The following is a 13,463-nucleotide window of genomic DNA, read 5'->3' as shown; positions in this document are numbered from 1 at the left end:
CGGGTGATCAGAGGTCCTCGGACAGCAGAAGGTCGACCAGGCCGGGGAAGCGGGCGTCGAGGTCGTCGCGGCGCAGCCGGATGAACAACTTGCGGCCCTCCGGGCGCTGGCAGATGACGCCGGCCTCGCGCAGCACCCGCCAGTGGGCGGTCAGCGTCGACTTCGGCACGTCGGCCACGACCTCGCCGCAGAACAGCTCGTCCCCCGAGGCCAACGCGCGCACGATCTTGGCGCGTACGGGATGGCCGAGCGCGGCGAGCACGTCCACCAACTGGATCTGGTCACGCGACGGGTGCAGCATGCCGCCATTGTACGGATAACGCGAACGATGATTTGACGGACATTGTTCGTATGTACGAGGATTACGTACTCATCCGGATTCGAGGAGGGTGCTGTGTTCGATGTCGCCGTGGTGGGTGGCGGGCCCGTGGGCATGTTGCTCGCCGCCGAGCTGGGCCTGCAGGGGGTGCGGCCGCTGGTGCTCGAACGGCTCGCCGTGCCGACCGGCCAGTCCAAGGCCGGGACGCTGCACGCGGGCACGGCCCGGAGCCTCGACCGGCGCGGGCTGCTGGAGGCCGTGGGGCGGTCCACGTACGGGAGCGTGAGCTTCCACTTCTCCGGCCTGTTCGGGCTGGACCTCGGAGCGGTCACCGACGGCGGGCCGAGCATCGTGGGCAGCCCGCAGGCGTGGGCCGAGCAGGTGTTCGCCCGCCGTGCGGCGGCCCTGGGCGCGGAGATCAGGCGCGGCCAGGAGGTCACCGGCCTGGAGCAGCGGGACGACCACGTCGCGCTGACCGTGAACGGCCACGAGCTGACCGCCCGGTACGTCGTCGGCGCCGACGGCGCGCGCAGCGTGGTGCGCAAGGCCGCCGGCATCCCGTTCACCGGCACCGGGGCCCGCGTCGCCGCGCTCATGGGCGACGTACGGCTGCTCGACCCGTACACGGTGCCGCCGGGCTATACGCGTACGCCGCGGGGCTGGGTCATCGTCTGGCTCGACCCCGCCGGGCACAGCCGCGTCACCACCTACGACTTCCGCGCCCCGCACGCCGACCGCGAGGCCCCCGTCGCGGTGGAGGAGCTCCAGGAGGCGGCCGAGCACATCCTCGGCGTGCCGGTCCCGATGGCCGGCGCGCGCAACCTGTCCCGGTACGGCGACGCCGCCCTGCAGGCCGAGACCTACCGCGCGGGCCGCGTCCTGCTGGCCGGGGACGCGGCGCACGTGCACTTCCCGTGGGGCGGCCAGGGGCTGAACACCGGCCTGGGGGACGCCTTCAACCTGGGCTGGAAGCTGGCCGCCGAGGTGCGCGGAGACGCCCCCGCCGGGCTGCTGGACAGCTACCACGCGGAACGCCATCCGGTCGGCGCGCGGGTGTTGTGGAACGTGCGGGCCCAGAGCGCGCTGGCCAATCCCGACCCCGCCGTCGACCCGCTGCGCGAGCTGTTCGCCGAGCTGATGCGGTTCGACCAGGTCAACGAGTACCTGAGCGGGATGATCAGCGGGGTGGACACCGTCTACGACGTGGGCGTGCCGGGGGCCGGGCGGATGGCGCCCGACCTGCCGGTCAAGACGGCCGACGGCGTGGTGCGCACCGCGGAGCTGCTGCGCGGCGGCCGGGCGGTGCTGCTGGACCTCGGCGGCCGCGACGACCTGGTGGCGGCGGCCGCTCCGTGGGCGGACCGGCTGGAGATCGTGCGCGGCAGCGCGGAGCACGACGCCGAGGCGCTGCTCGTGCGGCCCGACGGATATACGGCCTGGACGTCGGGGGCGCGGGGGTACCCGCTGGAGGCCGCGCTCACCCGCTGGCTGGGACCAATGTGACGCTGAGTAACTTTAGTGAAACATGTGAAATTTCCGGACAAGTCTGTTAAGAAAGGTCGCGGTCCGTATTCAAAGCTAGAGAGGTTCCATCGTGGCGCGCGACGAGAACGACAGGCCGTACGAGGATGGGCAGGGTAAATCGTTAAACCCGGAGCTGACCGGAGACGTGCTGTCCCCCCGGTGGAGCACCGAGGACACCGACGAGCAGCCCGCGATCCAGGTCTCCGGCAACGAGACCTACATCCTCCCGGCCGGCCAGGGCGCGCAGCCCGTCGAAGTCCCGGCGCCCCCCGCGGTTCCGGCGGCTTCGGCGACTCCGGTCGACGCGCCGCACGACGTGCTCGACGCCCCGAGCGGCCCGCACGACGTCCTGGACGGGCCGGGCGGGTCCCACGAGGCCCTGAGCGGGCCGCACGAGACGCTGGCCGGGCCGTACGAGGGCCTGAGCGGGCCGCACGCCGTCCTCGGCGCGGACGGGCCCAACGTCTCCGACGTGTCCGGCGACCGCGCGGGCGACGACGACCTGCCCTACCTGCCGCTGGACCAGGGCTACAAGCCCGAGCGCGACGACGACGCGGGTGAGGCCAGGCGCGGCTTCCTCGGCTCCGGCTGGACCGACGACGCCGACGACCACCGGGGCGGCGCCGGGCGCGACCGTGAGGTGCGCCGGCGTACCAGGGTGCTGGTGCTGGCGGCGGCCGCGGTGGTGCTGGTCGGCGCCGGGGCGGGCTGGCTGCTCACCGGCACCTCCTCCGACGACCCGTGCGGGGCCGGGGCCTGCGCCGGGGCGAGCCAGGTCACCGCCCCGGCGCGGACGGCGCTCCCGGAGGAGACCGAGGCCGCGCCCGAGCCCGAGGATACGGACACCGCCGAGCCGACCGTGTCCGAGACCGTAACCCCCACCCCCGTGGCCCGCCGCCCCCGTCCCACCCGCGAGCCGTCGGTACGGCCCACCACCCCCGCCCGCGAGAGCCGCCCGACGGCCACGCCCGACGAGAAGGTCACCCACGGCCCGCGGGACCAGATGAACGACACCTCCGACGGCACCCCCGAGGACTCGGCCGAGGCGCCCGCCACCAAGCGGCCGGAGCGGCAGGAGAGCGCACCTCCCACGCAGGCGCCGCCCGTGCAGCAGGAGCAGCCCGCCCCCTCGCCGAGCGAGAAGAAGGGCCTGTTCGACATCCTGTTCCCCTGGGCCTGAGTACCCCGTCGCCGTCCTCGTGAGCGCGGGGCCGCGAGTTGTCCCGCCGCCGGGGGCGGGCGTGCGAGGATGCGGAGCCAGGTCGTCGTCTGGCAGACTTGGAAACCGCTTTCCGGGAGGTCTCGTGGTCACGCTTGAGGACGTCGCCAAACAGGCGGGCGTCTCCCTCGCCACCGCCTCGCGGGTGCTCAACGGCAGCACCCGCCAGGTGGGCGCGACCCTGCGGGCCCGCGTCGAACGGGCCGCCGACGAGCTCGGCTACCGCGCCAACATCGCCGCCCAGACGCTGGCCCGGGGCGCGAGCAACGTCATCGGCATCGTCGTCCACGACCTGACCGACCCCTACTTCGCCGCGCTGGCCGACGGCGCGATGCGGGCCGCCGCCACCGAGGGCATGCTGGTCATGGTGGGCACCACCCACCGCGATCCCGAGCAGGAGATCGCCTACGTCGCCACCATGAACGCCCAGCGCGTGCGCGCCGTGCTGCTGGTCGGCTCGCGGGTCGCCGACCCCGTCGTGACCGGGCGGCTGCGCGAGGAGCTGGCCCGGTACCGGGAGGGCGGCGGCCGGGCCGCGTGCGTCGGCCAGGACCTGCTCGGCGTGGACACCGTCGCGCCCGCCAACCGGGCCGGCGCCGCGGCCCTGGCCCGCGCGCTGGCCGGGCTGGGGCACACCCGCTTCGCCGTGCTGGCCGGGCCGCCCCACCTGGTGACCGCCGCCGACCGGTGCGAGGGGTTCGCCGAGGCGCTGCGGGAGCTGGGGCTGCCCGAGCCCGTCGTGGTCCACGGGCCGTTCGACCGCGACGGCGGCTACCGGGCCGCGACCGAGATCGGCAAGGCGACCTGCGTGTTCGCGGTCAACGACGTGATGGCCGTGGGGGCGCTGGCCGCCTGCCGGGAGCGCGGGATCCGGGTGCCCGAGGACGTCTCGGTGGCCGGGTTCGACGACATCGTCACGTTGCGTGATCACGTGCCCGCGCTGACGACCGTGCGGCTGCCGCTGACGGACATGGGGGCGCGGGCCCTGGAGCTCGCGCTCGGCCGGGACGACGCCACCGCCGCCCCCGTGGTCGAGCACGTCGCGGGCGAGGTCGTGCTGCGGGAGAGCGTCAGGAGGATGACATGAGCGTGACGGGCGCGGAAGCCGGGGTGATGGCGTGAAGCCGGCGGTCAGCACGTTGGGGATGCCGGGGGAGGGGCTGGAGCGGGCGGCCGGGATCGCCGCCGCGCACGGCTGCCAGGGGCTTGAGCTGCGGCTGCATCCGGACACCGGCGTCCATGCCGGGCTCACCGCGCAGGAGCGGCGCGGGGTGCGGGAACGGGTGGAGCGGGCGGGGCTGGAGATCGCCGCCCTGGCTGGATATGTCGGCATCTGTGAGCCGGGACCGGACGAGCCGGTCGCCGACGCGCTCCTCGCCGACCTGCGGCTGGCCGCCGACCTGGGCGCGCCGGGCGTGCGGGTGTTCCCGCGCGGCGACGATCCGGCGGTCGGTGCCCGCAGGCTGAGGTCCGTCGCCGGTACGGCAGCCGACCTCGGCGTACGCGTCCTGGTCGAGACGCACGACCTGATGCCCACCGGCGCGGCCGTGGCCGGGCTGCTGGCCGAGGCGGGCTGCCCGGAGTCCACCGGCGCGCTGTGGGACCTGTTGCACCCCTGGCGGAACGGCGAGTCCCCGGCCGCCACGCTCGCCGCGCTCGGCCCCTCGCTCGCCTACGTCCAGGTCAAGGACGCCGTCTCGGCCGAGGACACCACCCCGGTCCCGATGGGGACGGGCGCGGTCCCGCTGGAGGAGGCCGGCGACCTGCTGCGCGCGGCCGGGTACGCCGGATGGGTCTCGCTGGAGTGGGAGCGCACCTGGTATCCGGACGTGGCGCCGGTGGAGGAGATCCTGCCGGACGCGGTCGCCTGGGTGCGGCGGTTCACCGCTTAGATAGGGGAATGCCCCTTAACAAGAACAAAGTCCTCGTGGTCGGCATGGACGGCCTGCGCTTCGACCGGCTCGTCGCCCTGGCCCCGCCGGTCCTGTCGTCGTTGATGGCCTCCGGTGCGTACGGCACCAGCAAGCTCCCGTACGGCGAGGCGGCGGCCCCCAGGACGGAGTCGCCCGGCGAGGTCGTGCCCAAGGCTCCGGAGCCGCCGACGGCGGGCCGCGTGATCAGGTCGCGCACGGACTCGGGCCCCGGCTGGTCGTCCATCGCCACGGGCGCCTGGCCCGACAAACACGGCGTCGTGGACAACAGCTTCACCAGCCCCCAGTTCACGAAATTTCCGGACTTTTTGAGTCGTGCGAAGAATGCCCGCCCCGACCTCGTGACCGCCGCCTTCCTCTCCTGGGCCGCCCTCGGCGAGCACGGCGCGTTCGGCCCCGCCATCGACCACCGCATGGTCCTGGACGGCTACGCCCTCACCTGGACCGCCGCCGACCGGCAGATCGCCGACGCCGCCGAGCGCCACCTCGCCGAGACCGGCCCCGACCTCGCCTTCGTCTATCTCGGCGACACCGACGAGGTGGCCCACGCCCTCGGCCCCCACTGCCCCGAGTACGCCGCCGCCCTGCACGCCCAGGACGCCTACCTGGGCCGCCTGCTCGACGCCGTCCGCGCCCGTCCGGGGGAGAGCTGGACCGTGCTGGTCACCACCGACCACGGCCACGTGGACGAGGGCGGCCACGGCGGCACCTCGGCCGAGGAGCGCACGGTGTTCGTGATCGCGAACCGGCTGGGCGCGGACCTCGGCGGCCGCCCGCTGGCCGAGCCCCGCCTGGTGGACGTCGGCCCGACCGCCCTGGCCCTGCTCGGCGTGCCGCTCGACCCGTCCTGGGAACTGGACGGGACACCGCTGTTCAACAGCTGGTGAATTTGTGGCAGACTCCGGAGAAGGGGTGCCTTCCATGAGGACCACACGCGACTTCTCCGAGATCGACGCCACGATGCTCGCCGAAGTGGGCGGAAAGGCCGCCAACCTCGGCGAGCTGACCCGCGCCGGCCTGCCCGTCCCGCCCGGCTGGGTGCTCACCACCGACGCCTACCGGCAGGTCGCCGCCGGGCTCGACCTCACCCCGGGCGACGGGCTCGCCGGGCGGGCCAGGCGCCACCTGCTCCGGGCCGAGATGCCCGCCCCGGTGCGCGAGGCGATCGTGACGTCCTACGCGCGGCTCGGCGCGGACGTCCCGGTGGCCGTGCGCTCCTCGGCCACGGCGGAGGACCTGCCGTTCGCCAGCTTCGCCGGCCAGCAGGACACCTTGCTCAACGTGGTGGGCGCCGAGGCGGTGCTCGACGCCGTACGCCGCTGCTGGGCCTCGTTGTGGAGCGACCGCGCCGTGGCCTACCGGGAGGCCAACGGCATCGGCCACGACGGCGTCCGGCTCGCGGTGGTCGTCCAGGTGATGGTGGACGCGCGGGTGGCCGGGGTGATGTTCACCGCCGACCCGGTGACCGGCAGGCGGCACGCGACCGTCCTCGACGCCGCTCCCGGCCTGGGCGAGGCGGTCGTCTCCGGAGCCGTCGATCCCGACCGGTTCGTCGTCTCGGGCGGCGAGGTGCTGGAACGGCGGGCGGGCGGGCCGAAGCTGGCCGTCCGGCCGCTGCCCGGCGGCGGCGTCGAACGCGTCGAGACCGCCGCCGGCGGCCTGTGCCTGACCGACGCGCAGGTGCTCGCCCTGGCCGAGCTCGGCGCGCGTGTCGAGGACCACTACGGCACGCCCCAGGACACCGAGTGGGCCATCGGCCAGGACGGCACGCTCTGGCTCACCCAGGCCAGGCCGATCACCACGCTCTACCCGCTGCCCCGGCCGGCCGGGCCCGGCCTGCGCGTGCACCTGTCGCTCAACGTCGCCCAGGGCGTGATGGGGCCGTTCACCCCGATGGGGGTGTCGGCGTTCAACCTGGTCGCCTCGGGGGCGGCGACCCTGTTCGGGCACGCGCCCGCCGACCGGCTCGACGGCCCGGCGTTCCTGTCCGAGGCGGGGCAGCGGTTGTGGATCGACCTGACCACGCCGCTGCGCAGCCGTACGGGCCGGGCGGTCCTGACCCGCATGATGCCCCTGGGGGAGGCGCGGGCCGCGGCCGTCGTGCGGGAGCTGGCGGGCGACCCGCGGCTGTCGGTGGTGCAGACCTCGCCCCGCCCGTTCCTGCGCGGGCTGCGCCGCTTCGCACGCCGCGTGCACGCGCCGGCGCGCGTCCGCGACGCGCTGCTGAGCCCGGCCAGGGCGCTCGCCCACGCCGCCCGCGTCGGCGAGGAGCTGGACCGGCGGCTCGAACCGCCGCCCGGCGCCACCCCGGCCCAGCGCCTCGACCACGCCGAACGCCTGCTCGGCGGGACGTTCCCGGCCATCGTCTCGATCATGCCGATCGTGCTCACCGGCTACGCCCTGCTCGGCCTGGCCGCCCGGCTCTCCGGCACGCGGGTGGGCGACCTGCAGGACGTCCTGCGCGGCGTCCCGCACAACCCGACCACCGAGATGGACCTCGAACTGTGGGACCTGGCCACCCGCGTCGAGCCCGAGCCGTTCGGCGACGTGCCCGCGGCCGAGCTGGCCCGCCGCTACCGGGCCGGCGAGCTGCCGCCGCGGGCCCAGAAGGAGATCGCCGCCTTCCTCGGCAGGTACGGCCACCGCGGCGTGGCCGAGATCGACGTCGGCGTGCCCCGCTGGTCCGACGACCCCACGCACATCCTCGGCGTACTGGCCAACTACCTGCGCATGGACGCCGGTTCCGGCCTCGCCCCCGACGCGCTGTTCGCCAGGGGCGCGCGGGCGGCGCGGGAGGAGGTCGAGCGGGTCGCCGCGCTGGCCGCGCGCAGGGGCCGGTGGCGGGCGCCCGTGGTGCGCTTCGCGCTCGGCCGCACCCGGGCGTACGCGGGGCTGCGCGAACTGCCCAAGTACCACGCGGTCAGGGCCATCGCCGCCGTCCGGCACAGCCTGCGCGCGGTCGGGGAGCACCTCGTCGCCGCCGGCGTCCTGGACGACGCCGCCGACGTGTACTTCCTGCGCATGGAGGAGGCCAGGTCCGCGCTGTCCGGCGGCGACCTGCGCGACCTGGTGCGCGGGCGGCGGGCGGCGTACGAGCGGGAGTCGCGCCGCAGGCACGTGCCCCGGATCATGCTCTCCGACGGCACCGAGCCCGAGGCGCTGGCCGGACCCGTGCCCGACGGCGCGCTGACCGGCACGGCGGCCTCGGCCGGCACGGTCACCGGCCCGGCCAGGGTGGTGCTCGACCCGACCGGGGCCCACCTCGAACCGGGCGAGATCCTGGTCTGCCCCTCGACCGACCCCGGCTGGACCCCGCTGTTCCTCACCGCCGGCGGCCTGGTGATGGAGATGGGCGGCGCCATGTCGCACGGCGCCGTGGTGGCCCGCGAGTACGGCATCCCCGCCGTCGTCGGCGTCCGCGACGCCATCGGCCGCATCGCCACGGGGCAGGAGATCACCGTCGACGGAGCGGCGGGCACGGTGACCCTTTAGGTCACTATGGTGATCGAGTGCCCGATCCGTACTGGAATCACAACGTGCACTACCAGCGGCTGGTGCTGAGCCTGATCCCGCCCGGCTCGGCCCGCGCCCTCGACGTCGGCTGCGGCGACGGCCTCCTGGCGGGCAAGCTCGCCGCCCGCGTCCCCGACGTGACCGGCGTCGACCGGTCCGCGCAGGCCGTCGCCCTGGCCAGATCCCGCCACCGCGACCGGCCCGGCCTCACCTTCGCCGAGGCCGACTACCTCGACCCGGCCGCGCTGCCCGAGTCCGGGTACGACTTCGTCAGCGCCGTGGCCGTCGTGCACCACGCCGAGTTCGGCACGGCCGTGGGGGCGTTGCGGCGGCTGCTCGCGCCCGGCGGCCGGCTGGTGGTCGTCGGGCATGCCAGGAACCGGTCGCTCCTCGACTGGGCCATCAGCGGCACGGCACAGGTCGTCACCCGCGTCCACCAGCTCCGCCACGGCCCCAAGAGCGGGCCGCCCGTCCCCGTCATGGCCCCTGTCATGGCGTGGGCCGAGGTGGGGCGGGCCGCCAGGCGGCTGTTGCCCGGCTGCCGGTTCCGTCGGTTGCTGCTGCGGCGCTACCTGATCGTCTGGGACGCGTCCCGTTAAGCCCGTGCCGCCCCGGGTAACCGGAGGAGGCATCACGTTTCCGGATGAGGCGGTTCCATGCTGGTCGCAGAGCTGGTGCGCAGGGTCGGCACGACCCTCGCGCAGTCTCAAGGACGCTTCCCCCTCTACGCCGACCCCGTGACGGGCGAATGGACCTGGTCCGAGGACGGGGACTGGTGCGGCGGCTTCTGGGGCGGCCTGCTGTCCCTGGCCGCGGTCGCCACCGGCGAGCCCCGCTACGCCCGCGCCGCCGGCCAGGTCGCCGAGCGGCTGGCCGCCCGCACCGACGCCCCCACGCTGCTGCGCGGCATGTTGTTCTGGTACGGCGCCGCGCTCCCGGCCGTGCTCGCCGGCGACGAGGAACCCGGCGCGACGACCGCCGTGGCCGCCGCCCGGTCGCTGAGCATCGGCTTCGACCCGCTGGCCGGCCTGCTGCCGCCCCAGGAGGAGGACGTCGCCAAGTACGGCTGGCCGCGCCCCGGCGCCTGCGTGGACGGCCTGCCCGGCACGGTCCCGCTGCTGGCCTTCGCCTGCGAACGCACCGGAGCCCGCGAGCTGCTGGTGATGGCCGAGTCCCACGCCCGTACCGGCTACGCCATGTGCGTGCGGGAGGACGGCTCGGTCGCCCAGACCTCGGCCGGCGCCGTCAACGGCTCCTCGCCGGGCAGCACCTGGGCCCGCGCGCAGGCGTGGGCGATGCTGGGCCTGGCCCAGGCCGCCCACCTGTCGCCCGAGTTCACCGGCCCGGCCACCGAGGTCGCCGACTGGTACCTGGCCCACGTCCCGTCCGACCTGGTCTGCTACTGGGACTTCGACGACCCGGACATCCCCGCCGCGCCCCGCGACACCTCGGCCACCGCGATCGCCGCCGCCGCCCTGGCCAAGCTCGCGCCGCTGGCCAAGGACGGCTACCGCGACCAGGCCGCCCGCACGCTGGAGGCGCTGGCCCGCGACCACCTCAACGAGCACGGCGGCCTGGTGGACGGCTGCTACGACCGGCGCAAGGGCCTGGCCACCGCCCACGAGCTGGTCTGGGGCGACTACTTCCTGCTCGAGGCCGCCCTCACCCTCGACGGCACGGTCGACCCCGGCCGCGTCTAGACCACCAGCTCGGCGTAGCGGGCCTTCATCGTGGCCAGCACCTCGTCCGGGTCGGCCGCCCAGACGTCGGCGTTGAAGATCTCGACCTCGATGTCGCCCGCGTACCCGGCGGCCAGCACGGCCCGGGTGATCGGCGCGAAGTCGATCACCCCGTCGCCCATCATCCCCCGCCCGAGCAGCACGTCGGCGGGCAGCGGGTGCAGGTAGTCGCACACCTGGTACGACGCGATGCGCCGCCCGGCCCGCGCGACGTCCTCGGCCAGCCTGGGGTCCCACCACACGTGGAAGGTGTCCACCACCACCCCGACCTGCTCCTCCGGGTAGGGCAGGCTGAGGTCGAGCGCCTGGCCCAGCGTGGACAGCACCGCCCGGTCGGGGCAGTAGATCGGATGCAGCGGCTCCAGCGCCAGCCTGACGCCGCGCTCGCCGGCGTAGGGCGCCAGCACCGACAGCGCCTCGGCGACCCGCTCCCGCGCCCCGGCGACGTCCTTGGAGAAACCGGGCGGCAGCGGCTCGCCCGGCCGCACCCCCGGCAGCCCGCCGACCACCATCACCAGGCACGCGGCCGCCAGCTCGGCCGCCTCGTCCACGGCCCGCCGGTTGTCGTCGAGCGCCCGCTCGAACGCGCGCCGCCCCTCCTCGCCGGGCAGCCCGCCCGCCGTGAGGAAGCCGCCCCGGCACAGCGAGGACACCCGCAGCCCGGCCTCGCGCACCAGCTTGGCGCTGCGCGCGAGCCCCTCCTCGGCCACCTTCTCGCGCCACAGCCCGATCGCCTCCAGGCCGTGCCGCGCGCAGCCGTCCACGGCCTCGGCGACCGACCAGCGCCTGGTCGTCCACTGGTTCAGCGACAGGCTCACAGGCCGTTCACCGCCAGCAGCGCCGTCATCCTGCGCACGGCCAGCTCCGGGTCGGCCAGCAGCCCGGCCCGGTCGGCCAGCCTGAACACCTCCGCCAGGTGGCGCAGCGAGCGCGCTGACTGGGCGCCGTTCACCATGGCGAACGCGTCCTGGTGGCCGTTGAGCCAGGCCAGGAAGACGATGCCGGTCTTGTAGTGGTACGTCGGCGCCTCGAAGATCTTCCGCGACAGGGCGACCGTGGGGGCCAGGATCTCGTCGTAGCGGGCCAGGTGGTGGGCCGCCTGCTCGCCGCCGGCTGCCCCGCCGGCTGCCTCGGCGGCGTCCAGCTCGCGCAGGGCCGCGGCGGCGGCCGGGGCGATCGCGTCGAAGATGCCGAGCAGCGCGTGCGAGCCCGTCCTGATGAGGGAGGGGTAGTTGAAGTCGTCGCCGGTGTAGAGCCGGACGCCCTCGGGGAGCGCGGCGCGCAGCCGCACCTCGTGCTCCTCGTCCAGCAGCGACACCTTGACGCCGTCCACCACGGCGGCGTGGGCGTGGACCAGCTCCAGGAACGACTCCGTCGCGGCGTCCACGTCGGACGCCCCCCAGTAGCCGGCCAGCTGCGGGTCGAACATCTCGCCCAGCCAGTGCAGGATCACCGGGCGGTCGGCCAGGCCGAGGACCTTGCCGTACACCTGGTGGTAGTCGGCGGGCCCGGCCGCCACCGCGGCGAGCTGGCGGGAGGCCATGACGATCACGCCCGCCCCGGCCGCCTGGACGGCCTCCACCTGCTCGGCGTACGCGGCGGTGATCGTGTGCAGGTCGGCGGCGCCGGGCGCGTGGTCGGTGCCCGCGCCGCAGGCCACCAGCGCCGCCGGGTCGCCGAACGGGCGCGCCTCCTCGGCGCTGAGCCGGATCAGCTCCTTGGTCGCCGCCCAGTCCAGGCCCATGTTGCGCTGGGCGGTGTCCATGGCGTCGGCCACCCGCAGGCCGTGCGACCACAGGTGGCGGCGGAAGCGCAGCGTGGCGTCCCAGTCGACGGCGGCGGGGGAGCCCGGCGTGTTGTCGCCGAGCGGGTCGGCGACGACGTGCGCGGCCGCGTAGACGACCCGGCTCGCGGCCGGGGCGGCCGAGGTCGGCCAGGTCACCGGCTCGCGCAGCTCGTACGCGCCGCCCGGCAGGTCGATCCTCACAGCTGCGGCACCTCGATCCTGCGGCCCTCGGCGTTCGAGCGCAGGCCCAGCTCGGCGAGCTGCACGCCGCGCGCTCCCGAGGCGAAGTCGTTGGGGAACGGCGCGTCCTCCAGCACGTGCCGGACGAATGCCGCCCACTGCACCTTGAACCCGTTGTCGAACTCGGCGTTGTCCGGCACCTCCTGCCAGTCCTCGCGGAAGCGGGCCGTGGCGGGCAGGTCGGGGTTCCAGACCGGCTTGGGGGTGGCGGCCCGGTGCTGGAAGCGGCAGTTGCGCAGGCCCGCGACGGCGCTGCCGTGCGTGCCGTCCACCTGGAACTCGACCAGCTCGTCGCGGTTCACGCGGACCGTCCAGGAGGAGTTGATCTGCGCGATCACGTCCCCTTCGAGCTCGAAGATCCCGTACGCGGCGTCGTCCGCGGTGGCCTCGTACGCGTGGCCCTGCTCGTCCACCCGGGACGGGACGTGCGTCACGGCCTTGGCGTAGACCGACCGGACCCGGCCGAACAGGTTCTCCAGCACGTAGTGCCAGTGCGGGAACATGTCGAGCACGATCCCGCCGCCGTCCTGCGCCCGGTAGTTCCAGGACGGGCGCTGCGCCTCCTGCCAGTCGCCCTCGAACACCCAGTAGCCGAACTCGCCGCGCACCGACAGGATCCGGCCGAAGAACCCGCCGTCGATCAGCCGCTTCAGCTTGAGCAGGCCCGGCAGGAACAGCTTGTCCTGCACGACGCCGTTCTTCACGCCCCTGGCCGTGGCGGCCTCGGCCAGCGCGACGGCCTCCTGCACCGACTCGGCCGTCGGCTTCTCGGCGTAGACGTGCTTGCCCGCCTCGATGGCCTTGAGCACGGCCTTGACGCGGGCGCTGGTGACCTGGGCGTCGAAGTAGATCAGGTTGTCGTCGTCGGCGAGGGCGGCGTCGAGGTCGGTGGTGAAGTCGGGGATCCCGTGCCGATCGGCGATGTCGGCGAGCTTGTCGGCGTTCCGGCCGACCAGGACCGGGCGCAGCCTGACCCGGTCGCCGTCCGAGAGCGTGACGCCGCCCTGCTCGTTGAGGGCCAGGACGGAGCGGACGAGGTGCTGGCGATAGCCCATTCGTCCGGTGACGCCGTTCATCACGACGCCGATGGTGCGCACGCTCATGGGGATCCCTTCAGGCAACGGATGGGGAAAGCGCTTTCCCGAAACGTACGGCCGTCCCCCTCCGAGCGTCAAGTGGGACGGTGACGCCG

12 protein-coding genes are annotated in these 13,463 nt (G+C 74.7%); 8 read left to right on the top strand and 4 right to left on the bottom strand.

Features of this window, described 5'->3' with window-relative positions; genetic code table 11:
* Positions 1-7: 7 nt before the first annotated feature.
* Entirely contained in the window at positions 8-301 is a 294-nt protein-coding gene (locus tag ABZ459_RS02905; RefSeq protein WP_357965003.1) for a helix-turn-helix domain-containing protein, read from the bottom strand.
* Positions 302-394: 93 nt separating this feature from the next.
* On the opposite strand from ABZ459_RS02905, the gene ABZ459_RS02900 reads away from it, so the two are divergent.
* The 8 genes from ABZ459_RS02900 (at position 395) to ABZ459_RS02865 (ending at position 10,206) form a co-directional block, all read left to right on the top strand.
* Entirely contained in the window at positions 395-1,822 is a 1,428-nt protein-coding gene (locus ABZ459_RS02900; RefSeq protein ID WP_357965001.1) for an FAD-dependent monooxygenase, read from the top strand.
* Positions 1,823-1,913: 91 nt separating this feature from the next.
* Positions 1,914-3,023: a hypothetical protein gene (locus ABZ459_RS02895; protein ID WP_357964998.1), complete on the top strand. Its 1,110-nt coding sequence runs from the start codon at positions 1,914-1,916 to the stop codon at positions 3,021-3,023.
* A 124-nt stretch (positions 3,024-3,147) separates the two neighbouring features.
* Positions 3,148-4,149, top strand: coding sequence for a LacI family DNA-binding transcriptional regulator (locus tag ABZ459_RS02890; RefSeq protein WP_357964995.1), 1,002 nt, complete (start codon positions 3,148-3,150; stop codon positions 4,147-4,149).
* Between the two features lie 31 nt (positions 4,150-4,180).
* Positions 4,181-4,954, top strand: a complete 774-nt coding sequence (locus tag ABZ459_RS02885; RefSeq protein ID WP_357964992.1) for a TIM barrel protein — start codon at positions 4,181-4,183, stop codon at positions 4,952-4,954.
* An 8-nt stretch (positions 4,955-4,962) separates the two neighbouring features.
* Entirely contained in the window at positions 4,963-5,880 is a 918-nt protein-coding gene (locus ABZ459_RS02880; RefSeq protein ID WP_357964989.1) for an alkaline phosphatase family protein, read from the top strand.
* 34 nt (positions 5,881-5,914) lie between these two features.
* Positions 5,915-8,485: a PEP/pyruvate-binding domain-containing protein gene (locus tag ABZ459_RS02875; RefSeq protein ID WP_357964987.1), complete on the top strand. Its 2,571-nt coding sequence runs from the start codon at positions 5,915-5,917 to the stop codon at positions 8,483-8,485.
* 17 nt (positions 8,486-8,502) lie between these two features.
* On the top strand, positions 8,503-9,105 hold the full coding sequence (locus ABZ459_RS02870; RefSeq protein ID WP_357964984.1) for a class I SAM-dependent methyltransferase: 603 nt from the start codon (positions 8,503-8,505) through the stop codon (positions 9,103-9,105).
* A 57-nt stretch (positions 9,106-9,162) separates the two neighbouring features.
* Entirely contained in the window at positions 9,163-10,206 is a 1,044-nt protein-coding gene (locus tag ABZ459_RS02865) for a glycoside hydrolase family 88 protein (RefSeq protein ID WP_357964981.1), read from the top strand.
* On the opposite strand, the gene ABZ459_RS02860 is transcribed toward ABZ459_RS02865, so the two are convergent.
* The 3 genes from ABZ459_RS02860 to ABZ459_RS02850 are packed head-to-tail and all read right to left on the bottom strand — an operon-like array spanning position 10,203 to position 13,374.
* On the bottom strand, positions 10,203-11,063 hold the full coding sequence (locus ABZ459_RS02860) for a sugar phosphate isomerase/epimerase (protein ID WP_352365595.1): 861 nt from the start codon (positions 11,061-11,063) through the stop codon (positions 10,203-10,205). The two genes, ABZ459_RS02865 and ABZ459_RS02860, sit on opposite strands and share 4 nt — an antisense overlap.
* A complete protein-coding gene (locus tag ABZ459_RS02855) occupies positions 11,060-12,232 on the bottom strand; it encodes a dihydrodipicolinate synthase family protein (RefSeq protein WP_357964977.1) in 1,173 nt (390 codons plus the stop codon). Before ABZ459_RS02855 ends, ABZ459_RS02860 begins: the two co-directional genes overlap by 4 nt.
* Positions 12,229-13,374 (bottom strand): Gfo/Idh/MocA family oxidoreductase, encoded by a 1,146-nt coding sequence (locus tag ABZ459_RS02850; protein WP_357964974.1) that lies wholly within the window; start codon positions 13,372-13,374, stop codon positions 12,229-12,231. The genes ABZ459_RS02855 and ABZ459_RS02850 overlap by 4 nt, the downstream gene beginning before the upstream one ends.
* Between the last annotated feature and the right edge of the window lie 89 nt (positions 13,375-13,463).

This window comes from Nonomuraea sp. NPDC005692, assembly GCF_040631115.1.
Classification (GTDB): Bacteria; Actinomycetota; Actinomycetes; order Streptosporangiales; family Streptosporangiaceae; genus Nonomuraea.
The sequence above is the reverse complement of the archived record's forward strand: the minus strand, read 5'-3'. Positions and strand labels throughout refer to the sequence as shown.

Coding starts and splice junctions, on each gene's coding strand:
- ABZ459_RS02880 (WP_357964989.1), top strand. CDS start 4,963: ATGCCCCTTAACAAGAACAAAGTCCTCGTGGTCGGCATGGACGGCCTG.
- ABZ459_RS02875 (WP_357964987.1), top strand. CDS start 5,915: ATGAGGACCACACGCGACTTCTCCGAGATCGACGCCACGATGCTCGCC.
- ABZ459_RS02865 (WP_357964981.1), top strand. CDS start 9,163: ATGCTGGTCGCAGAGCTGGTGCGCAGGGTCGGCACGACCCTCGCGCAG.
- ABZ459_RS02850 (WP_357964974.1), bottom strand. CDS start 13,374: ATGAGCGTGCGCACCATCGGCGTCGTGATGAACGGCGTCACCGGACGA.
- ABZ459_RS02905 (WP_357965003.1), bottom strand. CDS start 301: ATGCTGCACCCGTCGCGTGACCAGATCCAGTTGGTGGACGTGCTCGCC.